The 24,814-nt window shown below is 72.0% G+C and carries 22 protein-coding genes and 1 riboswitch; of the genes, 12 read left to right on the top strand and 10 right to left on the bottom strand.

Annotation, left to right across the window (positions count from 1 at the left end):
* Window positions 1-280: 280 nt before the first annotated feature.
* Together ACBJ32_RS12245 and ACBJ32_RS12240 are read right to left on the bottom strand one after the other, a co-directional pair.
* Window positions 281-568, bottom strand: coding sequence for an Lrp/AsnC family transcriptional regulator (locus ACBJ32_RS12245; protein ID WP_043638385.1), 288 nt, complete (start codon window positions 566-568; stop codon window positions 281-283).
* Between the two features lie 17 nt (window positions 569-585).
* Window positions 586-2,310: a DEDD exonuclease domain-containing protein gene (locus tag ACBJ32_RS12240; RefSeq protein ID WP_375126783.1), complete on the bottom strand. Its 1,725-nt coding sequence runs from the start codon at window positions 2,308-2,310 to the stop codon at window positions 586-588.
* 75 nt (window positions 2,311-2,385) lie between these two features.
* Here ACBJ32_RS12240 and ACBJ32_RS12235 point away from each other — a divergent pair, with 75 nt between their 5' ends.
* The 3 genes from ACBJ32_RS12235 (at window position 2,386) to ACBJ32_RS12225 (ending at window position 7,013) form a co-directional block, all read left to right on the top strand.
* The gene (locus ACBJ32_RS12235; protein ID WP_357865776.1) at window positions 2,386-3,894 is read left to right on the top strand and encodes a serine/threonine-protein kinase; all 1,509 of its coding nucleotides are present in this window, start codon (window positions 2,386-2,388) and stop codon (window positions 3,892-3,894) included.
* Window positions 3,884-5,374: a serine/threonine-protein kinase gene (locus ACBJ32_RS12230; RefSeq protein WP_375126782.1), complete on the top strand. Its 1,491-nt coding sequence runs from the start codon at window positions 3,884-3,886 to the stop codon at window positions 5,372-5,374. Before ACBJ32_RS12235 ends, ACBJ32_RS12230 begins: the two co-directional genes overlap by 11 nt.
* Window positions 5,375-5,462: 88 nt before the next feature.
* The gene (locus ACBJ32_RS12225) at window positions 5,463-7,013 is read left to right on the top strand and encodes a hypothetical protein (RefSeq protein WP_375126781.1); all 1,551 of its coding nucleotides are present in this window, start codon (window positions 5,463-5,465) and stop codon (window positions 7,011-7,013) included.
* Window positions 7,014-7,306: 293 nt separating this feature from the next.
* Here the strand turns inward: ACBJ32_RS12225 and ACBJ32_RS12220 are convergent, their stop codons facing one another.
* The 3 genes from ACBJ32_RS12220 to ACBJ32_RS12210 are packed head-to-tail and all read right to left on the bottom strand — an operon-like array spanning window position 7,307 to window position 9,602.
* A complete protein-coding gene (locus ACBJ32_RS12220; protein ID WP_375126780.1) occupies window positions 7,307-8,890 on the bottom strand; it encodes a PH domain-containing protein in 1,584 nt (527 codons plus the stop codon).
* Window positions 8,887-9,378: a PH domain-containing protein gene (locus ACBJ32_RS12215; RefSeq protein ID WP_375126779.1), complete on the bottom strand. Its 492-nt coding sequence runs from the start codon at window positions 9,376-9,378 to the stop codon at window positions 8,887-8,889. Before ACBJ32_RS12215 ends, ACBJ32_RS12220 begins: the two co-directional genes overlap by 4 nt.
* Complete coding sequence (locus ACBJ32_RS12210) at window positions 9,375-9,602, bottom strand: hypothetical protein (RefSeq protein WP_357865785.1); 228 nt, start codon at window positions 9,600-9,602, stop codon at window positions 9,375-9,377. Before ACBJ32_RS12210 ends, ACBJ32_RS12215 begins: the two co-directional genes overlap by 4 nt.
* A gap of 105 nt (window positions 9,603-9,707) precedes the next feature.
* Here ACBJ32_RS12210 and ACBJ32_RS12205 point away from each other — a divergent pair, with 105 nt between their 5' ends.
* Both ACBJ32_RS12205 and ACBJ32_RS12200 read left to right on the top strand, forming a co-directional pair.
* Window positions 9,708-10,970, top strand: a complete 1,263-nt coding sequence (locus ACBJ32_RS12205; protein WP_375126778.1) for a sensor histidine kinase — start codon at window positions 9,708-9,710, stop codon at window positions 10,968-10,970.
* Window positions 10,967-11,632 carry a response regulator gene (locus tag ACBJ32_RS12200; protein ID WP_375126777.1) on the top strand — a complete coding sequence of 222 codons (666 nt, stop codon included), beginning with the start codon at window positions 10,967-10,969 and terminating at the stop codon, window positions 11,630-11,632. Before ACBJ32_RS12205 ends, ACBJ32_RS12200 begins: the two co-directional genes overlap by 4 nt.
* Here the strand turns inward: ACBJ32_RS12200 and ACBJ32_RS12195 are convergent.
* Window positions 11,614-12,690: a phosphotransferase family protein gene (locus tag ACBJ32_RS12195; protein WP_375126776.1), complete on the bottom strand. Its 1,077-nt coding sequence runs from the start codon at window positions 12,688-12,690 to the stop codon at window positions 11,614-11,616. The genes ACBJ32_RS12200 and ACBJ32_RS12195 overlap by 19 nt on opposite strands.
* 144 nt (window positions 12,691-12,834) lie before the next feature.
* Here ACBJ32_RS12195 and ACBJ32_RS12190 point away from each other — a divergent pair, with 144 nt between their 5' ends.
* The 6 genes from ACBJ32_RS12190 (at window position 12,835) to ACBJ32_RS12165 (ending at window position 20,215) form a co-directional block, all read left to right on the top strand.
* Window positions 12,835-14,157: an NYN domain-containing protein gene (locus ACBJ32_RS12190; protein ID WP_357865793.1), complete on the top strand. Its 1,323-nt coding sequence runs from the start codon at window positions 12,835-12,837 to the stop codon at window positions 14,155-14,157.
* A 177-nt stretch (window positions 14,158-14,334) separates the two neighbouring features.
* A complete protein-coding gene (locus ACBJ32_RS12185) occupies window positions 14,335-15,216 on the top strand; it encodes an NlpC/P60 family protein (protein ID WP_375126775.1) in 882 nt (293 codons plus the stop codon).
* Between the two features lie 605 nt (window positions 15,217-15,821).
* A riboswitch (cyclic di-AMP (ydaO/yuaA leader) is annotated at window positions 15,822-15,986 on the top strand.
* A 73-nt stretch (window positions 15,987-16,059) separates the two neighbouring features.
* On the top strand, window positions 16,060-16,584 hold the full coding sequence (locus ACBJ32_RS12180) for a C40 family peptidase (RefSeq protein ID WP_375126774.1): 525 nt from the start codon (window positions 16,060-16,062) through the stop codon (window positions 16,582-16,584).
* Between the two features lie 99 nt (window positions 16,585-16,683).
* Window positions 16,684-17,505, top strand: a complete 822-nt coding sequence (locus tag ACBJ32_RS12175) for a hypothetical protein (RefSeq protein ID WP_375126773.1) — start codon at window positions 16,684-16,686, stop codon at window positions 17,503-17,505.
* An 11-nt stretch (window positions 17,506-17,516) separates the two neighbouring features.
* Window positions 17,517-19,097 carry a M48 family metallopeptidase gene (locus ACBJ32_RS12170; protein WP_375126772.1) on the top strand — a complete coding sequence of 527 codons (1,581 nt, stop codon included), beginning with the start codon at window positions 17,517-17,519 and terminating at the stop codon, window positions 19,095-19,097.
* Window positions 19,098-19,141: 44 nt separating this feature from the next.
* Window positions 19,142-20,215 carry a glycosyltransferase family 4 protein gene (locus tag ACBJ32_RS12165; RefSeq protein ID WP_375126956.1) on the top strand — a complete coding sequence of 358 codons (1,074 nt, stop codon included), beginning with the start codon at window positions 19,142-19,144 and terminating at the stop codon, window positions 20,213-20,215.
* Here the strand turns inward: ACBJ32_RS12165 and ACBJ32_RS12160 are convergent.
* The 4 genes from ACBJ32_RS12160 to ACBJ32_RS12145 form a co-directional block, all read right to left on the bottom strand.
* Window positions 20,212-21,129, bottom strand: a complete 918-nt coding sequence (locus ACBJ32_RS12160) for a carbohydrate ABC transporter permease (protein WP_375126771.1) — start codon at window positions 21,127-21,129, stop codon at window positions 20,212-20,214. The genes ACBJ32_RS12165 and ACBJ32_RS12160 overlap by 4 nt on opposite strands.
* A 34-nt stretch (window positions 21,130-21,163) precedes the next feature.
* Entirely contained in the window at window positions 21,164-22,036 is an 873-nt protein-coding gene (locus tag ACBJ32_RS12155) for a carbohydrate ABC transporter permease (RefSeq protein ID WP_375126770.1), read from the bottom strand.
* Window positions 22,036-23,322, bottom strand: a complete 1,287-nt coding sequence (locus ACBJ32_RS12150; protein ID WP_375126769.1) for an ABC transporter substrate-binding protein — start codon at window positions 23,320-23,322, stop codon at window positions 22,036-22,038. Before ACBJ32_RS12150 ends, ACBJ32_RS12155 begins: the two co-directional genes overlap by 1 nt.
* Before the next feature lie 142 nt (window positions 23,323-23,464).
* Complete coding sequence (locus ACBJ32_RS12145) at window positions 23,465-24,349, bottom strand: aldo/keto reductase (protein ID WP_375126768.1); 885 nt, start codon at window positions 24,347-24,349, stop codon at window positions 23,465-23,467.
* 64 nt (window positions 24,350-24,413) lie between these two features.
* Here ACBJ32_RS12145 and ACBJ32_RS12140 point away from each other — a divergent pair, with 64 nt between their 5' ends.
* Window positions 24,414-24,806, top strand: a complete 393-nt coding sequence (locus tag ACBJ32_RS12140) for a MerR family transcriptional regulator (RefSeq protein WP_375126767.1) — start codon at window positions 24,414-24,416, stop codon at window positions 24,804-24,806.
* The last annotated feature ends 8 nt before the right edge of the window (window positions 24,807-24,814 follow it).

Below are 24,814 nucleotides of genomic sequence, written 5' to 3'. Positions count from 1 at the left end.
CGCAGGGCGGCGGGCCGGCGTGATGCGCGTGCGTGGGGGCGTGGCGTCGCTCAGCGGCCGGAGGCCGTGGCGTGGCGTGACATGGCGTGGCGTGACATGGCGTGGCGTGACATGGCGTGGCGTGACATGGCGTGGCGTGACATGGCGTGGCGTGACATGGCGTGGCAGCACATGGCGTGGCAGCACATGGCGTGGCACGGCGGCGCGGGCAGTGGCGTCGTTCGGTGGCCGGGGGTGCGGTGCGCGCCGGTGCGGGACCGGGGTGGTTCCGGAGGGGCGGTCAGTCGGCCTCGGGGAAGCCGATCGAGAAGGCGGCGTCCAGGTCGTGCTTGGAGTAGGCGCGGAAGGCGATGTGCGTCTCCGTGTGCAGCACCCCGGCGACCTTGTTGATCCGCCCCGGTACGACCTCGGCGATCTCCTCGTACGCCGCGACCCTGACCATGGCCAGCAAGTCGTACTCGCCGGTGATGGAGTAGACCTCGCTGACCCCCTCGATCTCGGCGATCGTCTGGGCGACCTCCGGGATCCGGTCTACCTCTGCATTGATGTGGACGATAGCCGTGACCATGTATCAACTCTATCGTTTCACCTCAAAGGTCGCCCCTCCCGAGGGCGGCGTTGGTCGAGATGCCGGTAAGCGAGGTCAATGCGGGCCTTGTGTCGCCCGGCGCCGAAGGCGGGCAGGCTCCACTCGCCGTCCACCTCCACCAGCCGCACCCCGGGCGACTCCAGCCAGCGCAGGATGCACTCCGTCTCCTCCGCGCTGGCCGCGTGCACGGGCCCCGGCCCTGGGATCACGACCTCGGCGGCGGCCTTGAGCGAGGTGACGAAGGGGGTCGGATGGGTGCCCTTCGCCATGACCCCGGCGGCGGCGAGCCGGCCGTAGCGGACCACGTGGATGTCCCACCCGCCGCCGAAGGCCGGGCTGGCGGCCACGAGCTGCGGGATGCGGGTGATGGCGCTGAGCCGCTGCATGCGGGCCGCCGCGCGGACGAACGCGGCCAGCCGGTCACGATCGACCGACGCCTCCTCGTAGCGCTGCTCGACCGACAGCCGCTCCATGCGGGCCGACACCGCGCTGAAGACGGAGGAGGCGTCGAGGGTCATGGCGCGGCGGGCGTTCTCGACGTGCACGGCGTACTCCTCGGGGCTCTCCCTGCCCTCGCAGGGGGCGCCGCAGCGGCCCATCTCGTGCAGCACGCACGCCGCCCGCCGGGTACGCAGCGTGACCGGCTGGGTGCACTGGCGCAGCGGGACGGCCTCGTGCAGGGCGATGCGGGCGTCGTCGGCCAGGCGGGTGCTGGTGAAGGGGCCGAGGTAGGTGGCGCCGTCGTCCTTGAGGTCGCGGACGATCGACAGCCGCGGGAAGACGTCGGTGGTGAGCTTGAGCCACACCATCTTCTCCGGGAAGCGGGAGCGGCGGTTGTAGCGGGGCTTGGCGCCGCCGATCAGGCGCAGCTCGCGTACCTCGGCCTCCAGCGCGGTCGAGCAGACGATGTGCCGCACCCGCTCGGCGATGCCGATCATCTCGCGGATGCGGGGCCGGGTCTCGCCGGCGGTGAAGTAGGAGCGCACGCGGTTGCGCAGGTTGGTGCTCTTGCCGATGTAGAGGACCTCGCCGCGCTCGTCCTCGAACAGGTAGACGCCGGGCGCGTGCGGCACCGACTCGGCCAGGTGGCGCTTGCGCTGCTGCTCGGGCGTGGGGGCGCGGACGAACGACTTGAGCTCCTCCAGCGTGTGCACCTGGAAGGAACCGGCCCGCTCGATCAGCCCGTGGAGCACGTCCACGGTCGCCCTGGCGTCCTGCAGGGCGCGGTGGCACGGCTCGACGGGGCTGCGGAAGAACCGCGCGAGCGTGGCCAGCTTGGCGTTGGGGGTCTCGTCGCGGGTCAGCACCCGCCTGGCCAGGTCGACGGTGTCGACGACCGGGTTGGCCGGCGGGGGATAGCCGAGCGTGGCGCAGGCGGCCTTGATGAAGCGGGTGTCGAACCCCGCGTTGTGCGCCACCAGCGTGGACCCGCGGATGAACTCCAGGAAGCTCGGCAGCACCGAGTCGATCTTGGGGGCGGCCGTCACCATGGCGTCGGTGATGCCGGTCAGCACGGAGATGAACGGCGGTATCGGCCCCCCGGGATCGACCAGCGTCGAGAACTCGCCGAGCACCTCGCCCGCCCGCACCTTGACCGCTCCGATCTCGGTGATGGCGTCCTCGGCGGGCGCGCCGCCGGTCGTCTCGAGGTCGAACACGACGAACGTGACTTCGCTCAGCGGCGTGCCGAGCTCGTCGAGAGTGCCTTGAACCGGATCCACGAACCAAGACCATAGAGAGCCGGACCGACAGGAACGAGTAAGCACCCCTCTTGATCCTTAGTTACCCTTCCCTTTATGTCCGCGGGAAGACTTGCCGGCCGTTACTCCTTGCTGCACCCGCTGGGCGCGGGCGGCATGGGGAAAGTGTGGCTGGCCAGGGACGAGATGCTTGATCGCGACGTCGCGGTCAAGGAGCTCACGCTGCCCGAGGGCATGTCCGACAAGGAGCGCCACGACCTCGTGACCAGGGCCGTGCGCGAGGCGCAGGCCATGGCGCGGCTGCGCCACCCCGGCATCGTGGCGCTGCACGACGTGGTCGTCGAGCAGGAGCGGCCGTGGCTGGTCATGGAGCTGCTGCGCGGCCGCACGCTGGCCGAGACCGTGCGCGAGTTCGGCCCCATGCCGCCCGACTACGCCGCCAGGGTCGGCGCCGACGTGCTCGAGGCGCTGATGGTCGCGCACGCCCAGGGCATGCAGCACCGCGACGTCAAGCCGGGCAACGTGTTTCTGACCGACAGCGGCCGGGTGGTGCTCACCGACTTCGGCATCGCCAGGCAGGAGGGCCAGGCCACGCTCACCGAGCAGGGCCTGATGATCGGCTCGCCCGGGTTCATCGCGCCGGAGCGGCTGGAGGGCGAGCCCGGCGGGCCGGCCGCGGACCTGTGGTCGCTCGGCGCCACGCTGCACGTCGCGCTGACGGGCGCGCCCGCCTACGAGGGCTCGGCCGCCCAGCGCATCCGCGCCACGCTGACGCAGCCGGTGCCCGCCATGCACGGCCCGCTCGGGCCGGTGGTGACCGCCATGATGGCCTACCAGCCGGCCGCCCGGCCCGACCCGCGCGTGGTCGTGGAGGCGCTGCGGCAGGTGGCGGCGGGCGGCCCGGCGCCGCGGCTTCCCGTCACCGCCGAGGTGACGGCGCCGCACGCGGCGGGGCGGCGCGGCCGGGCGGCGCTCTGGATCGCCGCCGCGGCGGCGGTGGTGGTGCTCGCGGGGGCGGGCGCGACCGGGTTCGTGCTGATGAACCGCGACGGCGGGGGCGGCACGGGCGCGTTCACCGTGCCGATGGACGTCTGCACGCTCATCGACCAGCAGGAGGTCGGCAGGCTGCTGCTCACGCAGCGGCCGCCCGCGGGCCGGCCGGACTCCGACGAGGTCGGCCCCAAGTGCGGCTGGCCGCTGACCGGCACCGGCGTGGGCCTGCAGGTGCAGAAGGACTCCGACACCGTCGACCCCTGGTCCATGACCGAGGCCTCGGCCCGCAAGCTCTTCCAGAACCAGCAGCGCTACTGGAACAAGTACGACTCCGTCGACTGGAGCTGGCCGGAGATCGGCGTGAAGCAGGCCATGAGGGCGGCGCGCACGCCGGTGCGCCAGGTCACCGGCATCGGCGAGGAGGCGTTCGGCTTCGAGCTGAAGGGCCCCACGGGCCGCATGATCTCGGCCCACGTCTACTACCGGCTGGCCAACCTGGTGGTGAGCGTCGAGTACACCACTCTCAGCGACAAGCCGACCGACGAGGACATCAAGCAGGCGGCCCTGAAAGCCGCGCAGGCGAGCGAGCGGGCGTTGCGCGATGCCGGGTGACCTCTACCTGCTGGCGGGCCGCTACCGGCTGATCGAGCGGCTCGGGCAGGGCGGCGCCGGCACGGTGTGGCGGGCGATCGACGAGATGCTCGACCGGCAGGTCGCGGTCAAGCAGGTGCGGGTGCCCGAGGGGCTGGGCCCGCGGGAGCGGGCGGAGTTCGCCGACCGGGCCATCCACGAGGCCAGGTCGGCGGGGCGGCTGCGCGACCCGGCGATCGTGCTCGTGCACGACGTGGTCCTCGAGGGCGACCAGCCGTGGATCATCATGGACCTGACCACCGGCCGCTCGCTCGACAAGGTGATCAAGGAGCGGGGGCCGCTGCCGCCGGCCTTCGTGGCCGCGGTCGGGCTGCGCGTGCTGTCGGCGCTGGAGGTCGCGCACGCGCACGGCATGCTGCACCAGGACGTCAAGCCCGCCAACATCCTGCTCGACGCCGACGGCTCGGCGATGCTCACCGACTTCGGCATCGCCGCGCCGATGGGCGGCAGGGGCGACATGTTCGGCAGCGCCGGCTCGCCCGGCTACATGGCTCCCGAGCGGCTGAACGAGCAGCCGTCCGGCCCGTCCGCCGACCTGTGGTCGCTGGGCGCGAGCCTGTACACCGCCGTGGAGGGCCGCGGGCCGTTCGAGCGCGCGCTGCCCGCCGCCGTCGCGGCGGCGGTGCTGCTGCACGAGCCGCCGTTCCCGGCCAGGGCCGGGCACGAGCTCGGCGGCCTGCTCATGGCCATGCTGGCCAAGGACCCCGCCGTCCGCCCCACGGCGGACCAGGTCCGCCAGGTGCTGAACCGGCTGACGGCCCCGAGCACGGCCCCCAGCATGGCCTCCCGCCATCGCCACAGGCGCGCCCGCAGGTGGTGGCCGGTGCCGGTCGCGCTCGCCGCCGTCGTGGCGCTGGGCGCGGGCGGCTGGTACGCCGCCGCCGCGCTCAGCGAGCAGGAGACCGGCCGGTACGTCACGGCGCCCGACCCGTGCACCCTGCTCACCGACGCCGAGGCCGCCCGGCTCGTCAAGGGCGCCCCGAAACGCAGCCTGACCAGGCCGGGCGAGTGCCAGTGGCTCATCCGCGAGGGCACGGCCCCCGCCCGCAGCCTCGTCGTGCGCGTCTGGGCCGAGCAGCCCAGCCGCGACCTCGGCGGCCCTCAGGTGGCGCAGCGCCGCTTCGCCAGCGAGAAGAGCACCCGCGCAGCCGCCGAGGGCATGGGCCAGCGGCAGGCGTACGGAGCGGTCAGGGACGTCACCGGCGTGGGCGAGGCGGCGATCGTCCAGAACGGCTTCAGGTTCTACATCAACTCCGCCGAGAGCGGCACCGCCGGCAGCATCCTGCTCTTCCGCACGAGCAACCTGCTGGGCGAGGTGGTCTGGCACCGCGAGGACGTGTCGGCCGGCGCCTCACCGCGCAAGGAGGCGGCCGACGCGATGGCGGACCCGGAGACGGCCATCGCCGCCGCGCGGCTGATCTCGGCGGCGCTGGCCAAATGAGACATAGCGAGCAAACACGCTGCAAGCGCCTTGCAAGAGGCGTGACTACTATGTCTCCGCGCAAGTCAGGGCAACCCCAGGAGTCCCCGTGAACCCCGGTAGCGAGTTCCAGCCGCCCAACACCCCTCATCAGGGGCCAGGCAGGCACTACCAGCCACCGGGCCCGCCGCCCATGCCGCCCGTGCCTTCCATGCCGCCGGGCATGCCGCCGCCCATGCCGCAGCCCCCACCGCCCCCGCGGCGTCCGGCCTGGCTCCTGCCCACCCTCGCCGCCGCGCTCGTCGTGCTGGTCGCGGCGGGCGGCGTGGGGGCCTACTTCCTGTACGGCAAGGTCTCCGGCGGCGCGGCCCCCTCCGCCACAGGCTCCTCCTCGCCCGCCAAGCAGCCCGCGGCCGCCGTGACGGCTCCCGACGTGTGCGCCATGCTGCCCGAGGAGGAGGCCGAGCGGCTGGTGCCCGGCGCGACCGTGGCCAAGGCGTCCCGCGACGGCGACTACACGGTGAACTTCGGCTGCAACTGGATCAACCAGCGCATCTCGTTCGGCGAGTTCTGGCGCAGCCGGGAGATCGACGTCAAGATCGACCAGCACAAGGGCGAGGGCGCCAAGACGGGCCGGGCGATGGCGCAGACCTCGTACGAGATGGAGTACCGCGGCGGCAAGTACGGCGAGACCGCCAAGCCGTCGCTCGACCCCGGCGAGAAGGAGTACGTCTCCCCGGTCAAGGACATCACGGGCGTCGGCGACGCCGCGTTCGCCCAGTACACCTGGCGCCGCGACGGCGAGCTGCTCTGGTACGCCTTCGGCACCGCGCACGCCCGCGTCGGCGACATGACGATCGAGGTCAGGTTCCAGGCGGGCCAGCAGCGCAAGGACGCGCAGGTCCTGAGCAACGAGAGCACGCAGGCGGTCACGGAGGAGAACGCCATCCGCGAGGTGAGCGGGCTCGTCGGGCACTTCGCCAAGGGCGCGGCGGCCTGGCAGGCGCAGCACCCCGGGGTGCTGGCCAAGGCCGAGCCGTCGGCGGCGGCCACCGTCTCGCCGACCGTCACCGCCACGCCCTCGCCCACCGTGCTGGCCTCCTTCCCCGCGGACTGCCAGGCCGTGACGGAGACGGCCACCCGGCTCGTGCCCGAGCCGACGACCCGCGCGCGCGGCACCGCGGTCGGCGACGACAACCAGACCGAGTGCCGGTGGCTCAACCGGGAACTGTCCGGCGGCCCCGGCGTCGCGAAGGTCCGTAGCGCGCTGATCACCGTGCACCGGTTCACGAACCGGGCGGGGGCGGCGGACGAGCTCGCGGCCAAGGCGTACTACTCCGGCCAGTACGGCCGGGCCAGGACCACCGCCGAGTCCTCGATCGGCGGCATCACCTGGGGTGCGCTGACCGGCGTCAAGGGCCTGGGCGACCAGGCGTACCAGCAGTTCGTGCGGAGCAGGAGCGGGGAGGTCTCGGCCTCCAGCGGCTCGGTGATCATCCGCCGGGGCTCGGTCGTGGTCGCCGTCGACTACTCCGGCCACCAGCGGCCCGAGGGCGAGGCGACCAACTCGCCCAAGGTGAAGTTCATGCCCGAGAAGGAGGCGATGGCCGGCGCGCTCACCCTGGCCAGGGCCTACCTGGAGAAGGCGGCCGGCAGCTGACGGAGCGGGGCGCCCCGGCCGCTGCCCGCGCGGCTGACGGGGCGTCTTACGGCCTGACGGATGCTCGCGCGGCTGACAGGGCGCCCCGCGGCCCGGCCGATGCCGCGTGGCGCCCCTTCGCGCGTGGCCGGTCGCGGCTTTCGTGACTCTGACTCATGATCTGCGGCAACGGTTAATGCGGCTGCAACCCGGTTGCAAGCGGGACAAATACGGTTATGTCTGCAAGCACCTGAGCCGCGCGATCACGTTTGTCCAGTACAGGGGCATGGGCAAACCGTGGGGGATCTCGCGGCTCATTGCTTGTTCCGGGACAGGAAGGGCTCGAGCAGCCCGGGAACGGCCTGCGCGGCCAGGTCGAGGCCGTCGCCGCGGCCCACGTCCACCACGTCGTAGTGACCCCGGCCCGCCCCCGTCGTCGCCGAGACCGTCAGCAGGCCGGAGCGCCGCTGGAAGTACGACTCGGTGAAGGTCCAGCCCGCGATGCCCTTGCGGTCGAGCGCGACCGTGCGCCGCACCACGGCGCCTGTCCTGGTGACCAGATGCCGGGGGCTCAGCGCGTGCCCGAGGCTTGCGGCGCTCGCCACGGCGTGCCACAGCCCGTACGCCAGCACCGCCACCGGCAACAGCCACACCCAGCCGCCCAGCCAGGTGCTCACCCAGCCGCTCACCCGGGGCCACGGCACCGCCACGCCCGTGCCGGTGAGCAGCGCCGTGGCCAGCCCGGTGACCAGCGCCGCCGTCATCGCCCGTACCAGCCGCCTGCGCCTGGCCGCGGCGGGGTGCGCCGCCAGCGCGGGCACGCCGGCGCCGATGATCGCGGCGGCGACCCGCACCGCCAGGGCGCGCGGCATCGGCGGGGTGAGCGCGGCGGCGTCCTCGGTCTCGTTGTCGGCGCTCTTGCCCAGCCCGGTGGCGACGGACCTGAGCCGGGCCGCGCCGGCCAGCCGCAGCAGCAGCGGCTCGCCGATCTCCACCCCGCGCAGCCTGCGCTCCTCCAGCGTCAGCGACCGGCTGGTCAGCAGGCCCCTGCGCAGCCTGAGCCGGCCCGGCTCGCGTTCCAGCCGGTAGCGCGCCCACGACTCGGCGAACAGCAGCACCGCGCCCAGCACGCCCACCAGCACGTTCGCCGCGACCACCAGCGGGACGGCCAGCAGCGGCTGGGCCACCAGCCACTCCCACAGGCCCGTCGCGAGACGGGTGGTGAACCTCTTGAGCCCGAACGAGTCGAGCGCCTTGTACAGCGCCCCGAGCACCACGGCCGCGCCCGTGAACGTCCACACCGACAGCGGCGCGTACCTGATCCACGACCAGCTCAGCTCCGCCAGCGGCCCCTCGCCCGCAGCGGCCTCCTGGCCCTGGTGCAGCAGGGTGCGGCGCAGAGCCTCGGCGTCGTGCCTGCTCAGCGGGTCGAGCTTGACCTCCGAGCCGTCCTCCGCGCGCTCTCCGGTGCCCACCTTGACCACGGTCAGGCCGAACATCCGGTTCACCGGGTCGGCGCGCAGGTCGACGCTGCGTACCCGGTCGCGCGGGATCGCGCGGTGCTGGCGGACCGTGATGCCGGAGCGCAGCTCCAGCCGCTCGGGGGTGAGCCGCCAGCGGGTGGTGCGCAGCCTGAGCACGTCGTACGCGACGACGCCCGCGACGATCAGCACCGCCGCGCCCGCGCAGACCGCCACGATGCCGCCCACCGGCCAGTCGCGGCCCGCCAGCAGGCGCACCAGCCCCGCGGTGGCGCCCGCCACGATGGCCAGCGACTTGACCGCCGACGCCCACAGGCTCCGCCGCGCCAGCCCCTGCCACCCGCCGTCAACGGGAGCGCTTCCCCGGGTCGTGCCGTGCCGTTCCGCCGCGGCCGGGGAGGTGTCGTACGGGCTCACGTCGCGTCCCCCCGGGTGGCCTGGGTGATGGCGGTCAGGCGCTCGGCCAGCTCGGCCGCCACCTCGTGATCCAGGGCCTCGATCTTGACGGCCCCGGCCGACGACGCGGTGGTCACCGTGACGTCCGCCAGCCCGAACAGTCGCTGCACCGGCCCCCGCGCGGTGTCGACCCGCTGGATCCGCGACATCGGCGCCACCTGCCAGGTGTGCGTCAGCCACCCCTTGCGCGTGTAGACCGCCTGGTCGGTGACCTCCCACCGCTCCACCCGGTACGAGGCCCGCGGCGCCACCACCGCCAGCGCCAGGCAGCCCGCCGCGAACGCCCCCACGACCGCGCCCAGCCACACCGGCCGCTCCGTGAACCACCAGTACGCCGCCACGGACGCCCCCGCCACCGGCACCACGAGGATCAGCCACTGCACCGTCCACCACGCCACGGCCCGCGGATCGACCTGGTGGCGCGGCGGCCGCAGCCGGGTCGCGCTCACTGCCCGGCCTCCGTTCCGTCCATGGACTCGGCGACGGCCAGCAGCGCGAACCCGAGCACCCCCATCACGATCGCCGCGAACACCTCGTATCCCTCCAGCAGCGGCAGCAGATTGACCACGAGCAGGTCGTGGGCCCACCGCCACCATCCGAGCAGGCCGTTCACCAGGCCGCCCACCCCTTGCAGGATCAGCAGCCAGCCGAACACCTTCAACACCGCTTGCATGCCGTCAAGCCTCGCCCGGCCACCCGGCCGCCCGCGTCGGCCGTTGGTCTCGGCAGGCACCGACTTTGGTCGCTGTCGCCGTACCCGCGGAAGGGCCTAACCTCGATGAACGTGACGGAACTGCGGGGAGACGGCGCCGCCACCTCCGAATACCGGTGGGCGCTGCCGTCGGTGCTGCTCGGCGACGGCCGCGCGGGCGGGCGCGTGCGGCGCTCGATGCGCGACTGGATCGTCGACATCGTCATGTTCCTGCTCGCCTGCGCTCTGACCTTCCTGTCCCTGGAGGAGCTCCAGCAGCAGAACCCGTCCGAGCCCCTGGTGTTCATCGAGCAGGTCACGGGGGCGCTGTCGTGCGCGGCGGTGTGGCTGCGGCGCAGGTGGCCGGTGGGCCTCGCGGTGGTCACCGGCCTGCTCTCCTCCTACCTGGAGATGCCCGGCGGGGCGTCGGTGGTCGCGCTGTTCACGGTGGCGGTGCATCGCCCGTTCAAGGTCTCGGGGCCGATCACGCTGTTCAACCTCCTCACGCTCGTCCCGTACGTCTCGCTGCGGCCCCAGAGCGAGCTCGACCGCACCTGGGCGGCGGCGCTCGGCGTGGCCATCGTCCTGACCGTGTTCGCGTGGGGCATCGTGATCAGGGCCAGGCGGCAGCTCGTCTGGTCGCTCAGGCAGCGCGCCGACGGCGCCGCCGAGGAGGCCAAGCGGCTCGAACGCGAGCGCATCGCGAGGGAGATGCACGACGTGCTGGCCCATCGCATCTCGATGCTGAGCCTGCACGCGGGCGCGCTGGAGTTCCGGCCCGACGCGCCGCCCGCCGAGATCGCCAGGGCGGCGGGGGCGATCAGGACCAACGCCCACCTGGCGCTGCAGGACCTGCGGGAGGTGATCGGCGTGCTGCGCCACTCCACCTCCGAAGGCGAGGACACGGTGCCGGAACGGCCGCAGCCCACGCTCGCCGACCTGCCCGCGCTGGTCGAGGAGTGCCGCCACGCGGGCATGGACGTGCGGCTCGACCTTCGGGCCGACGGCGCGCCCGAGGGGCTGGGCCGCAACCTCTACCGCATCGTCCAGGAGGCGCTCACCAACGCGCGCAAGCACGCGGGCGGCGCGCCGGTGGCCGTCACCGTCGAGGGCGCCCCCGGCAGGGCGCTGTCGGCGGAGGTGCGCAACCCGCTGGGGCCGCGGCACGGCGCGCGCCTTCCCGGGGCGGGCGCGCGCATCCCTGGGGCGGGCGCCGGGCTCATCGGGCTGACCGAGCGGGCGGAGCTCGCCGGCGGCAGGCTGGAGCACGGCGCGACGCCGCAGGGGGAGTTCGTGGTACGCGCCTGGCTGCCGTGGCCGGTGGAGACGACTCGGGAGGACGAGGCATGACCGCTGACGGGCCGATCAAGCTGCTGATCGTGGACGACGACGCGATGGTGCGGGCCGGGCTGTCGATGATCCTCGGCGGCGCGGCCGACATCGAGATCGTCGCGGAGGCCGGCGACGGCTCCGAGGTGCCGCCCCTGGTGGGCGCGCACCGGCCCGACGTGGTGCTGATGGACATCCGGATGCCCGGCATCGACGGGCTGACCGCCACCGAGACGCTGCGCCGCACGCCGGAGCCGCCCGAGGTGGTGGTGCTGACCACCTTCCACGCCGACGCGCAGGTGCTGCGGGCGCTGCGCGCCGGGGCGGCCGGGTTCCTGCTGAAGGACATCGCGCCCGGTGACCTCGTGCAGGCGATCAGGAAGGTGGCCGCGGGCGAGCCGATCCTGTCGCCCGCGGTGACGCGGCAGCTCATCACCCACGTCTCCGACGGCGGCGAGGCGGGGGAGCGCGGCGAGCGCGCCAGGAGGCTGCTCGGCCGGCTCAGCGAGCGCGAGCGCGAGGTGGCCACGGCCGTCGGGCAGGGCAAGTCCAACGCCGACATCGGGCGCGAGCTCTACATGAGCGTGCCCACGGTCAAGGCGCACGTCTCCCGGATCCTCACCAAGCTGGGCCTCAACAACCGGGTCCAGGTGGCGCTGCTGGTCTACGACGCCGGCTCGTAGCCGGCCAGCAGCTCCTCGATGGTGGCCCGGTGCAGCACCAGATCGTCGGGGTCGTCCGGCATGGGCAGCTCGCCGAAGTGGATCCTGCGGTGCCAGATCCTGGCCATGATGACGCCGTGCCGCAGCGCCGCGTACATCTCGTAGAAGCCCAGGTCGCGCGGCTCGTAGCCGGTCAGGTCGCGGTAGGTCGCGCAGACGTCCTCGCGGCGCATGAACCCCGGCATGCCGGGCAGGCCCGCGCTGACCGTGATGTCCTGGAAGAACCGGTGCAAGAAGATCATCCAGGACAGGTCCAGCTCGCGCGGCCCGACGGCGGCCATCTCCCAGTCCAGCACCGCGACCGGGTCGCAGCCCTGGTACATCACGTTGCCGATCCTGGCGTCACCCCAGGTCAGCACGTCGGGGCCGGGATCGTCCGGCCAGTGCGCCTCCAGCCAGCCGAACGCGCGCTCCAGCAGCGGGATCCGGTGCTCGCCGTGCGCCCACTCGTAGTAGGCGCGCTGCGCCTCGACGTGCGCGCGCAGCCCGGCGGCGCCGAACGGGGCGAGCTCCTCCGGCGTGAACGCGGTCTGGTGCAGCGCCGCCAGGATGCCCACGCTGGCGTCCTGGAGCCGGCGCTGGTCCGCGGGGGAGGCGTCGTGCAGCCAGCCGCCGAACGTGTACGGCATCACGTCGGGCGGCACCTCGCCCTCGGCCCGCTCCATGACGAAGAACGGGGTGCCCAGCGGGCCGGGGTCCGGCTCGAACCACAGGGGCCTGGGCGCTGGGATCCCAGCTTTTTCCCTGGCCAGGCGCATCATCTGGAACTGGGCCCGCAGATCGTAGGAAGGAAAAACCGGAACGGCTTCCACCGCAGGTGCGAGCCTGGCTACGCAGCGCGTGCTCTGCCCGTCCCAGGTGGCGGTGAAGAACAGGGTCTCGCTTGACAGGCCGTTCTCCGACGGTCTGGACATCTCGGACACCGTGGCGTCGGCGCCGACCTGGGCGCGGAGCCAGGCGGTGGCACGTTTCCGCAGTTCTTCCAGGTCACGGGTGGAGGTGCGCAGCTGTTCCGTCACAGGGGGCCTCCCGGTTGGACATGTGCCCTTCGACAGTCGTATACCCCCTAGCAAGCGCTTGTCCATATTGGGGCGGCCGTTACGGTCAGGTACGCAGCAGCCGTACCCTTGTCTGAAAGGGCATGTCACGAAGGGACAAGTGGGATGAGTTCAGCGGGTGAAGGCCTGTCTCGCCCGCTTCCCGAGCAGGTGCGGCTCAACGTCGTGGATCTGGCTTCCCAGGTCCTCGGGTCGATGCCCGCTGCCACCATCCCGCCGCCCCTGCGCGGCATCGCCAAGTTCGACCCCCGCAAGCGGGCCAAGCTGGGCGGCGCGCCCATCGCGGCGCAGCTCGAGAACGACAAGAAGTTCCGCGAGCTGGTCGCCGAGTCGGTGGCCGCCGGATGGCCCGAGCTGGTCGCCTCGCTCGCCGAGGGCAACGTGCCGCCGGCCGCCGACCCCGTGCTCGTGGCCGCGGCCGCGTACCTGACCCGGCCGCCGGGCTGGGCGGAGATGATCGAGACCGCCCGCGCCGACCTGGAGCAGTCGGCGGTGGCCGCCGAGGACCTGGAGCGCGAGGAGACGGTCACCCGGCTGCGCGAGCAGCTCGCCGCGCAGAAGAGCGCCGCCAAGGAGGAGGCCGACCGGCTGCGCGAGCAGATCAAGGCGGCCCGCGCGGAGAACTCCGACCTGCGCCGCAAGCTGCACGACGCGCGCGAGCGGGCCAAGGCCGCCGCGCGGCGGGCCGAGGAGATGGAGCGGGCGGCGGAGGAGGCCAGATCGGCCGCCACGGCCGCGGGCAGCGCCGGCGAGTCCGAGCTGCGGCGGCTGCGCGAGCGGGTGGCCGACGTGGAGAAACAGCTCGAGGCCTCGCGCCGGGCCGCCCGCGAGGGCAGGAGCATCGAGGACGCCCGCATCCGGGTGCTGCTCGACGCCCTGCAGGACGCCTCGGCCGGGCTCCGCCGCGAGCTGGCCCTGCCCACCACGATCAGCCGGCCCGCCGACTCCGTCGCGGCGGTCACCGGGGAGCGCCCCGGCGTGCGCGGCGTGCCCGCGCGGGCCCTGGCCGACGACGACCCGCAGCTCCTCGACCAGCTCCTCGCGCTGCCGCAGGTGCATCTGATCATCGACGGCTACAACGTCACCAAGACCGGCTACGGCACCCTCACCCTCGCCGACCAGCGCACCCGGCTGATGACCTCGCTGGGCGGGCTGGTGGCGCAGACCAGGGTCGAGGTGACGGTGGTGTTCGACGGCGCGGAGCTCAACGCGCCCGTGCAGGTGGTGGCGCCCCGCGGGGTGCGGGTGCTGTTCAGCGCGCCGGGGGAGATCGCCGACGACCTCATCAGGCAGCTCGTCCGGGCCGAGCCGTCCGGCCGGGCCATCGCCGTGGTGTCGTCGGACCGGGAGGTGGCCGAGTCCGTCAGGCGGATGGGCGCCAGACCCGTTCCGTCTGGTTTGCTGCTGCGCAGGCTGGGCCGCGCATAAATTACGAATTGGTAGGTTTGGCCGTACCTCGTCTGCCACTTCTGTACTATTTCGCCCCAGGTGTAATCCCTGGGAGGCGATACAGTGAGGTTTGGCCGGGTACCGGTGGCCGCGGGTCTCGCGTTCGGACTGGTGCTGACCCCGCTGGGAGCTGCCCTTGCTGATCCTCGCCCCACCTTGGCGCAGGCCAAGGCCAAGCTGGAGAAGCTCAACGACAAGGCCGACAAGGTCGTCGAGCAGTTCAACCAGGCGAACGAGCGCTACAAGACGGCCAAGAGCACCTACACGAAGCTGAACGACAGCTACAAGCGCAAGCTGCGGACGGTCGCGGACCTGCGGGCGCAGGTGATCGGGATGGCCGTCGAGAGCTACAAGCTCGGCGAGGACGTCACCTCCTGGCCCGGCATGTTCGGCTCCAACAACCCCCAGGCCATGCTCTCGGGCTGGGCCGTGGCCGGGCAGCTCTCGCGCGAACGGGCCGAGAAGCTGGCCGCCTTCGACCGCGAGAACAAGGGGCTGAAGGCCGAGCGCGACAAGGCCGAGGTGGCGCTGGACGAGGCCGAGGAGGAGCGCGACGCCGTCGAGAAGGAGCGCGCCGAGATCCGCAAGCTGATCGCCCAGCAGAAGAAGCTGCTGGACAGGCTGGGGGCGTACAACCCCGGCAATCCCAACAGCACGGGCATCAAGTACACGGGTCCGGCTTCGGGCAGCGCGGCGGCGGCGCTGCGGTTCGCGTACGCGCAGGTGGGCAAGCCGTACATCTACGGAGGTACGGGGCCGCGCGGCTACGACTGCTCGGGACTCACCCAGGCGGCCTGGGCGGCGGCGGGCGTGTCGCTGCCCCGTACGACGTGGCAGCAGTGGTCGTGGGGGGCGAGCCGGAAGGTGTCGCTCGACGCGCTGCAGCCCGGGGACCTGATCTTCAGTGAAGGGCTCGGGCACGTCAGTATCTACGCGGGCAATGGCCAGATCGTCCACGCGCCGCAGACAGGCGATGTCGTCAAGGTCGTCAAGCTCTCGGGCTACGGTCGTTCCCTCGTCGGAGCGGTCCGCCCGTAACCAGTTCCGGGCTCCTGAGGGCCGGGCGTGGCCGCACCCGTTTCGGTCTCCGGTGGCCGCGTTCAGCGTGCCGAAGTACGCGGGTCTCTGCGGGCGCATCCGGCGCCCTGCCGGGCCAGTATCTACGATCGAGCATCGTAGATCGTCGCCTCGGTAGCGGCCTGAGGCGCACTCTGCTCAGGAGTGACGAATACTAGCGAGGTCCGTAGATTTCGAGGCTTGCTTGGGCATGGCGGGGCGTTGCGGGACAGGGCGAGCGGGAGCGCTCCCAGTGGCCTTGCTCACGTTTAAAGGGTGTCAAATGTGACTTAAGTGACAATTGGGACCTGACAAACCCGGCGGTTCCGAAGTGTGAGCAGGGTCACATTTCGGTAACAGAACCTGGTGTTCCAGCAGGGGTTTCAAACTTGACACCCCCCTCTGCCTGATCTTTACAAGCTGACTCACCCTTTGCCGATTCTTGACCTTTCCGCGTAGCTTCTGGCGTCGTCGCGGTGAACAAGCCATGTCCCCGCGAACCCCGCACCGGGTCTGCCCCGATGCGAGACAGACAAAAGAATCCGCCGGTCGCTCCCCGAGCATCCCCACATCGAATCTGGATCGGGGCACGCGGCCTGCCGAATCCGTGCAGCCAGGAGCACGGAGCCGGGGACCCAAGCGATCCCGAGTTCCCCGAGGGATCAGGGGTGAGTCGGCGCGCCATCGCGCCGTAGGGCGACTTCCACGCCCGAATCCGTCAGCTAACCCGGTAGGCGTTCGTGGAAGACACAAGGAGAAATCCTGTCTAGTCCCCTGCAGAACCCCCGCCTGTCCCGCCTTGCCCTGAGTGGCGTAGCACTCACGATGACCGTGACGGCCGGAGGTCTCGTCCTCCATGCCCCAACGGCTCAGGCGACGACGACGAGCGATGCGGCCGCTCCGACGACGGTGAAGGCGGAAACCACCGCCAAGACGTCCAAGAAGGCCACGGTCGCCCAGCGAAGGGCAGCCAAGCTCGCTCGGCAGAAAGTGAAAGCCCGCAAGGCCATCGCCGTGGCCAAGAACCAGATCGGTGACCCGTACCGGTACGGAGGCACAGGGCCTGGTTCGTTTGACTGCTCCGGTCTCGTCCAGTTCGCCTGGAAGAAGGCCGGCGTCAAGCTCCCGCGCGTGGCGAGCAGCCAGTTCGCCCGTACCAAGCAGAAGGTCTCCTGGCGCAATCTCAAGCCTGGCGACCTGATGTTCTTCAGCGGGCTCGGCCACGTGGGCATGTACGTCGGCAAGGGCAAGATGATCCACTCGCCACGGACAGGCGAACGGGTACGCATCGACAAGCTGAGCGGATGGCGCCGATCGTCCTTCGTGGGCGCTGTTCGTCCCGGCATGTGAAGAAGCCCCGTCCGGATTCTTGGAGGATTTCCTGGATTCGGACGGGGCTCTCGCACGTCCGGAGCTCTCAGCAGGCAGGGCACACTACGATCGGGCATCGTGTTCGAGCAGGTGAGCCGGCGAGCCGTGGTGACGGGCCTGCTGCTCCTCGTCCCCGCCGCGGCCACCCCGCTGCCCGATTCCCCCATCCTTCCCCCCGAGCTGCGCGGCCTGTGGCCGGGGCGGCGTACGGCCGTCAGCCGCGGCGCCCGGTCCACCGTCGCAGGTCCCGGCACGGTCCCGCCCGAGCGGCTCGACGAGCTGGCGCGCAGGGCCGACAGCGCGGGCGCGCGGGTCTCGGCCGTGCTCGGCATGCCGGTACGCCCCCTGGTCGTGCTGCCGGAGTCCGGCCGCGACGCCGCCCGCCTGGCCGGTGCGGGACGGCTCGACGGGCTGGCCGCCGTGGCCGACGGGCGGCGCGTGATCGTCGTGCCCGAGGCGTTCGCCACCCTCAACCCCACCGGCAGGGACGTGGTCCTCACCCACGAGCTGACCCACGTCGTGGCCGGCACCGACGGCCTGCCCGTCTGGCTGTACGAGGGTTTCGCCGACTACGTCGGCTACCGCGACGCCGGGCTGCCGGTGGCGACCGCCGCCGCCGAGCTGGCGGCGGAGGTGCGGGCCGGGCGGCTGCCGAGCGCTTTGCCCGGGCCTGAGGCTTTCGCGGCCGACGGGCGTGACCCGAACCGGCTCGCCCGGGCGTACCAGGAGGCCTGGCTGGCGTGTCGCTTCCTCGCTGACCGGTTCGGTGAGGGGACCCTGGTGGGGCTCTACCGTGAAGCCCAGGCGGCAGGCGCCGATCGGGCGCTCGCCTCGCTGGGGCTCTCCGTCGCCACGCTGACGGCACGGTGGCGCGCATACGTGCGGGATCAGCTCGTGTGAAGGGGAGGCAGATGGACGATCGAAGAGACACTGACGACGCGGCACGGGAAGACGAGGTGACGGATGGCGCGATGGCCGCCGTCGGCGCCGCCGGCCATCCGGACGAGGACACGGGGCGCGGCGAGCGCGCCGGCCTCGGGGAGGCGGCGGCGCCGGACACGCTGAGCGGGCCCGGCCCTTCGGGGGAGGGCGGGCGGAGCGAGGGCCCGTACGGGCAGGAGGCGGCGGAATCGGAGGACGCCGCCACCCACCCTGGACGCGCCCACCCCGGCAACGCGGCGGCGCCGGGCGATGCGGAGGGGCCCGCGCCGGGGCATCGTGAGGAGGTGCCCGTGACAGGAAGAGGCGGCGAGGACGGCGGTGGGAGGCGCCCGGCGGCCATCGCGCTCGTGCTGCTGGGCCTGGTGATCCTGGCCGTGGCCGCCTTCAGCACCCCCTGGCAGGTGCTCACCGGCGGCCCGCCCGACCCGGCCCGCGACTTCGGCGCCGCCCAGATCGCCAGGGCGCGGGCGTTCGACGCGGCCACCACCCTGCCGAGCTACCTCTCGCTGGCCCTCACGATCATCATCGCCGGCATCCTGGTCGCCACCCCGTTCAGCGCCAGGGTGCTGGGCAGGCTGCGGGGCCCGTGGTGGCTGCGGGTCGTCCTCGGCGCCCTGGTGATCACCGCGCTCGTCGAGGTGATCAGGTGGCCGCTCGGCATGTGGGTCGAGACGATCCTGCGCGACTACGGCCTGTCCACCCAGGACTGGGCCGGCTGGGCGGGCGACCGGCTGAAGAACCTGGGCGTGGAGGTGTTCCTGCTCTGCGTCATGCTGCTGGCCCTGGTCGCGCTGGCGCGCAAGGTCAGGCGCTGGTGGATCCCCGCGGCGGTGGGCGCGTTCGCGCTGACGGTGGTGACGTCGTTCGTGTACCCGGTGGTGTTCGAGCCGCTGTTCAACGACTTCAGCTCCATGCGTCAGGGCCCCCTGCGCACGAACCTGCTCGACATGGCCGCGCGCGACGGCGTGCCGGTCGAGGACGTGCTGGTCGCCGACGCCTCGCGCCGCACGACGGCGCTCAACGCGTACGTGTCCGGCTTCGGCGCCACGCGCCGCATCGTCGTCTACGACACGCTGCTGCAGGCCCCGCAGCGGGAGGTCGAGCTCGTCGCGGCGCACGAGCTGGGGCACGCCAAGTACGACGACGTGCTGTACGGCACGATCATCGGCGCCCTGGGCGCCGGCTTCGGCGCGATCGCGCTGTTCCTGGTCCTCAAGCCGGTACGGCGGCGCACCGGCGTCACCTCGATCACCGATCCCCGGGCGGTCGGCGTGGTCATGGGCCTCATGACGCTCGGCTCGCTGATCATGGGCCCCGCGCAGAACGTGATCAGCCGGCACGTCGAGGCCAGGGCCGACGTGCACGCGCTGGACCTGACCAGGGATCCGGCCATGTTCATCGCCATGCAAAAACGGCTCGCCATAACCAATATTTCCGACTTGTCGCCGGATGCGGTGGAATATGTGCTCTATGCCTCCCATCCCTCCGGCCCCGAGCGCATCGCGATGGCCCGCGCATGGGCCAAGCTGAACGGCGTTCCCGAGCCGTGACCCACCCCGGCCGCCCAGCCGACGACGCCGGCGGCAGCGTGCTCATCGTGACGAACGACTTCCCGCCCAGGCCGGGCGGCATCCAGTCGTTCGTGCACGGGCTCGCGCTGCGCACGCCGGGCGTCGTGGTCTACGCCCCCGCCTGGCCGGGCGCCGCCGAGTTCGACCGGCGCCAGCCGTACCGGATCGTGCGGCACCCGACGCGGCTCATGCTGCCCACCCCGGCCGTCGCGCGCACGGCGGCCGGGCTGGTGGCCGAGCACGGCGCGCGGACCGTGGTGTTCGGCGCGGCGGCGCCGCTGGGACTGCTCGCCCCGCGCCTGCGGCGGGCGGGCGCGCGGCGGGTGGTGATGCTCACCCACGGCCACGAGGCGTCGTGGGCGAGCGCGCCGGGCTTCCGCTCGGTGCTGCGCAGGATCGGCGGGCACGCCGACGTGGTGACCTACCTGGGCGAGTACACGCGCCAGCGGCTGGCCGCGGTCATCCCGGCGGGCAAGCTCGTCCGGCTCGCGCCTGGCGTGGACGTCGGTCAGTTCCACCCCGGCGCCGCCAGGGCGGAGCTGGGCCTGCCGCCGGGGCGGCCCGTCGTGGTGTGCGTCTCGCGGCTGGTGCCGCGCAAGGGCCAGGACCAGCTCATCAGGGCCTGGCCCCAGGTGCTGCGCTCCGTGCCGGAGGCGGTGCTGCTGCTGGTGGGCGGCGGGCCGTACCGCAGGAGGCTGGAGCGGCTGGCGGCGGGGCAGGAGTCGATCAGGTTCACCGGCACGGTGCCGGCGGCCGCGCTGCCGGGGTACTACGCGGCGGCCGACGTGTTCGCGATGCCGTGCCGTACCAGGCTCAAGGGGGTGGACGTGGAGGGGCTCGGGATCGTGTTCCTGGAGGCGTCCGCGACCGGCCTGCCGGTGGTGGCGGGCGCGTCCGGCGGCGCGCCCGACGCGGTCAGGCCCGGCGAGACCGGGCTGGTCGTGAACGGGGAGGACACGGGCGAGGTGGCGCGGGCCGTCGTCGAGCTGCTGGCCGACCCCGACAAGGCCCGCAAGATGGGGACGGGCGGCCGCGACTGGGTCGCCTGCGAGTGGGCGTGGGACCAGGTGGCCGCCCGCTTCCGCCAGTTGCTCTAGCCCTTCGTGGAGCCGAGCGTGAGCCCGGCCACGAACTGCTTGTGCAGGAGCTGGAAGACGATCAGCGTCGGCAGCGCCACCAGCATCGAGCCGGCGGCCAGCAGGTTGTAGTCGGTGAAGAACTGGCCGCGCAGGTTGTTCAGCGCCGAGGTGACGGGCAGCTTGTCGCCCGACGACATCAGCACCAGCGCCCACAGGAAGTCGTTGTACATCCAGGTGAACTGCAGCGTGGACAGCGCCGCCAGCACCGGCCGGCACAGCGGCAGCGTCAGCCGCCAGTACCGCTTCCACACCCCCGCCCCGTCCACCAGCGCCGCCTCGGTGATCTCCTCCGGGATCGTGCGCATGAAGTTCGCCATCACGAAGACGCAGAAGCCGAACTGGAACGCCACGTGGATGAGGATCAGGCCCAGGTAGGAGTCGTAGAGCGACTGCGAGTCCGACAGCCACGCCGGCAGCGGGACGAGCGTGTAGAGCGTGTAGAGCGGGGTGATGAGGACCTGTGGCGGCAGCAGGTTGCCCGCGGTGAACACGATCAGCAGCGTCTTGCGCCCGGGGACGCGCAGCCGCGCGATCGCGAACGCCGTGAACGAGGCCAGCAGCAGCGTCACCACCACCGCGGGCACCACGATGATCAACGTGTTGAGGTAGTAGCGGGGCAGCTCGGCCTGCGTCCACGCCTGCGTGTAGTAGCCGAGCGTGAGCTGCTCGGGCAGCGAGACGTACCCCAGGCGGGCCGTCTCCTCGTACGGCCGCAGCGAGGCGTACACGGCCAGCACCAGCGGCAGCAGCCACCCCAGCGCCACCAGCACGAGGAAGGCGTGCAGCAGGACCCGCAGCGGCCTGACCGGACGCCGGGAGGGCGCGCGCCGCGCCTGGGCCGGGGGAGCGGAGGCGGGCGCGGTGAGGGTCATCGCTCCTCCCCGGGCGTCCGCGACAGGCTGAGAGTCATCGCTCCTCCCTGAACATCTGCGACAGGTACACGACGATGAACCCCATCGAGATCACCAGCAGGATCACCGCGATCGCCGAGCCGAACCCGATCCTGCCGGCCTCGCCCACGATGTTCTCCGTGACCAGCACCGACAGCAGCTCCAGCCCGTTCCTGCCCTTGTTGATGGCGTAGACGATGTCGAACGCCCGCAGCGCCTCGATCACCGTGATGACCAGCACGATCACGTTGACGGGCCGCAGCGTCGGGAACACCACCCGGAAGAACGCCTGCCGCTCGTTCGCCCCGTCGATGGCCGCGGCCTCCTTCAGCGCCGGATCGACCGCCTTGAGCCCCGCCAGATAGATGATCATGACGTAGCCGACGTGCCGCCAGCCGGCCGCGACCATGACGACCCAGATGTTGACGGAGCTGTCGCCCAGCCAGTCCACGCCCAGCCCGGTCACCGCGTTCAGCACGCCGTAGTCGGAGGAGTAGACGAGCTGCGCGATGAAGCCCACCACGGCCAGCGACAGCACGACCGGCATGTAGAGGGCGCTCTGGTAGAAGCGCGACAGCCGCAGCCGCCGGTCCAGCAGCACCGCGCAGAACAGCCCGAACGGCGTCGCGACCAGCCCGAGGAAGCCCAGCCACAACACGTTGTTGCGGACCGCCGACCAGAACGGCGGGTACTCGGCCGACAGGTCGTGGTAGTTCCGCCCGCCCACCCACTCGACGGGCCCGATCCCGTCCCAGTCGGTGCCGGACAGCCCGATGGAGGCCAGCGTGGGCCCCCAGATGACGCTCACGTTGACGGCGACGGCCACCCCCAGCCCGATGACCAGGACGGTCACGTCGCGGGCGGAGTAGCGACGGGTCTTGGCGGCCATCAGCGGAAGATGTTCGCCTTCTGCTTCTCGATGCTCGCCAGCAGGGAGTCGATCTCGTCCGGCTTGCTCACGAACGACTGCAGCGACGGGATCATCACGGTGGAGGCGAAGTCGGGCCGCGTGTCCCGGTCGAGGAACTGGGCGATGTGCGTGGCCTTCGACACCAGCTCCGCGCCGCGCTTCTGCAGCGCGCTGTAGCCGGAGGTGTCGGCCTTCGAGCTCGCGGCCAGCGTGCCGGGGTCCAGCTCCGTGGCGACGTCCTGCGAGGACGGCTGGGCGAAGTGCTTGAGCAGGGCCTTGGCGCCCTCGACGTTCCTGGCCTTGGCGGAGATCATGTAGCCGTCGATGGGGGCGTCGATCGAGTCCGTCCCGTGCGCCGGGTTGATCTCCGGGAAGGTGAAGAAGTCGAGGTCGTCGCGGTCGGCCTCGGGGAACTGCTGGGCGACGAACATGCCGAGCAGGTACATCCCGGTCTTCTTCTGCGCCAGCGACTGCCCGGCCTCCTGCCAGGTACGGCCCAGCGCCGCGGGCTGGTGGTACTCCATCAGCCCCCGCCAGGTCTCGAACACCTGCTTGACCCGCGGGTCCGTCCACGACTCCTTGCCGGCCATGAGGGAGATGTGGAAGTCGTAGCCGTTCGTCCGCAGGTTGAGGATGTCGAACGTGCCCATCGCCGGCCAGCCGTCCTTGTCGGCGAACGCGATCGGGATCACCCCGTCGGCCTTCATCTTCCTGGCCAGCGCGGTGAGCTCGTCCAGCGTGGCCGGCGGCTCGTACCCCTTCTCCTGCCACAGGCTCTTGCGGTAGAAGACCGCCCACGGATAGTAGGTGAACGGGATGAAGTACTGCTTGCCGTCCACGCCGGTCGACTGGTCCTTGAACGCCTGCGTGTAGTTGCCGCCGACCTCCTGCCACACGTCCGAGATGTCCACGGCCAGGCCCTGCTCGGCGAAGAACTGCATGCGGTAGCCCGCGAACCAGGTGAACACGTCGTCGGGCGTGCCCCTGAGGTAGCGGTTGATGTTCTCCTGGAAGGTGTTGTGATCGACCGTGTTGATCCTCGTCGTGGCCTGGGTGAAGCCCTTGACCACGGTCTCGAGGGACTTCTTCGGGATCTCGTCGGAGGCGTTCGAGCCGATCGTGACCGTGCCGAGGGTGCCGCCCGTCCCGCCGGGCGCGGGGGACGGGCTGCCGGAGCCGCATCCGGCCAGGGCCGCGGGGACGCCGAACGCGGCGGCGGTGCCCAGCAGGAGATTGCGGCGTGAGATCGGCGGCCGTTGGTTCATGGGGGTGCCTCCTTGCCGGACCCGGTCAGAATCCCCCGAGTTCGCTCACCTTCCCTCATCGAAAAGCCAACATTTCAAACTGTCAACGGACGGATCGGGCCGCCGTGCTGGGGCCTCCACCCCGGGGCCGTCGCGTGACCGGCTAGATCGCGCGGGAGAGGCGGTCGTACTGGTCGTCCGTCAGCTTGACGGACAGCGCGGCCACGTTCTCCTCCAGGTGCGCGATCGAGGAGGTCCCGGGGATCGGGATCACCGTGGGGGAGCGGCGCAGCAGCCAGGCCAGCGACGCCTGCGCCGCCGTGACCCCGATCTCGGCCGCCACCTCCGCCAGCGGGCTGCCCGGCCCGGCGTGCGAGCCGGCCGCGAACGGGAACCACGGCAGGAACGCGATCCCGTGCCCGGCCGCGTAGTCCACCACGGGGTCGTGCTCGCGGGTGCTCAGGTTGTACAGGTTCTGGACGCTCGCGATGGGCGTGATCTCCGAGGCACGGCGCAGCTCGTCCACGCCCACCTCCGAGAGGCCGATGTGGCGCACCTTGCCCTCGTCCCTGAGCTGCGCGAGCGCGCCGATCTGGTCCGCCAGCGGGTACTCGGGGTCGATGCGGTGCAGCTGGAGGAGGTCGATGCGCTCCACGCGCAGCCGGCGCAGCGCCAGCTCCGCCTGCTGGCGCAGGTAGGCCGGGTGGCCGTGGGTGACCCATTCGGTGGGCGAGGGGCGTACCACGCCGACCTTGGTGGCGATCGTCACGCTTCCCGCGTACGGGTGCAGCGCCTCGGCGATCAGCTCCTCGTTGGCGCCCAGGGCGTAGGCGTCGGCCGTGTCGAACAGGTCGACCCCCAGCTCGGCGGCCCTGCGCAGGAGCGCGATCGCGTCCGCCCGACCGGCCGGGGGACGCCAGATGTGTGCCTCGGTGGCGGACGGCGCGGGCTCGGGGCCGTCGGCCAGCCGCATCGCGCCGTAGCCGATCCGGTTCACCGGGAGGTCGCCGCCGAGGGAAAAGGTCTCACGTGCAGGAATTTCGCTCATGGCCGTCACGCTAGGACTTCACATGGATGTGAGATTCAAGCGGGAAGGCTGTGAGGAGCGTCACATGAGGATCGGGGCGTTGTCGCGCGAGACGGGGGTCAGCGCGAGGCTGCTGCGCTACTACGAGGAGCAGGGGCTGCTGTCCTCCCACCGCGGGGAGGGCGGCCACCGGCGCTACGACGCGGACGCCCCCGTCGTCGTCCGCCGGATCCGCACGCTGCTCGCCGCCGGGCTGCCGACCAAGGTCATCAGGGACGTGCTGCCGTGCGCGTCCGGCTCGGGCGAGGTGCTCGACGCCTGCACGCTGGGGCACCTGCGCGATCGCCTCGCGGGCCTGGAGGAGCAGCTCGCCGAGATCCAGGCGACCCGTGACAGCCTGGCGGCGCTGGTGGCGGAGACGGAGCGGACGACCGGCCAGGCCGCACCCCTGGCGGGCACTCTGGCGGGAGCCGCCTGACCGTGAGT

This window comes from Nonomuraea sp. GTA35, assembly GCF_041950525.1.
GTDB lineage: Bacteria > Actinomycetota > Actinomycetes > Streptosporangiales > Streptosporangiaceae > Nonomuraea.
The sequence above is the reverse complement of the archived record's forward strand: the minus strand, read 5'-3'. Positions and strand labels throughout refer to the sequence as shown.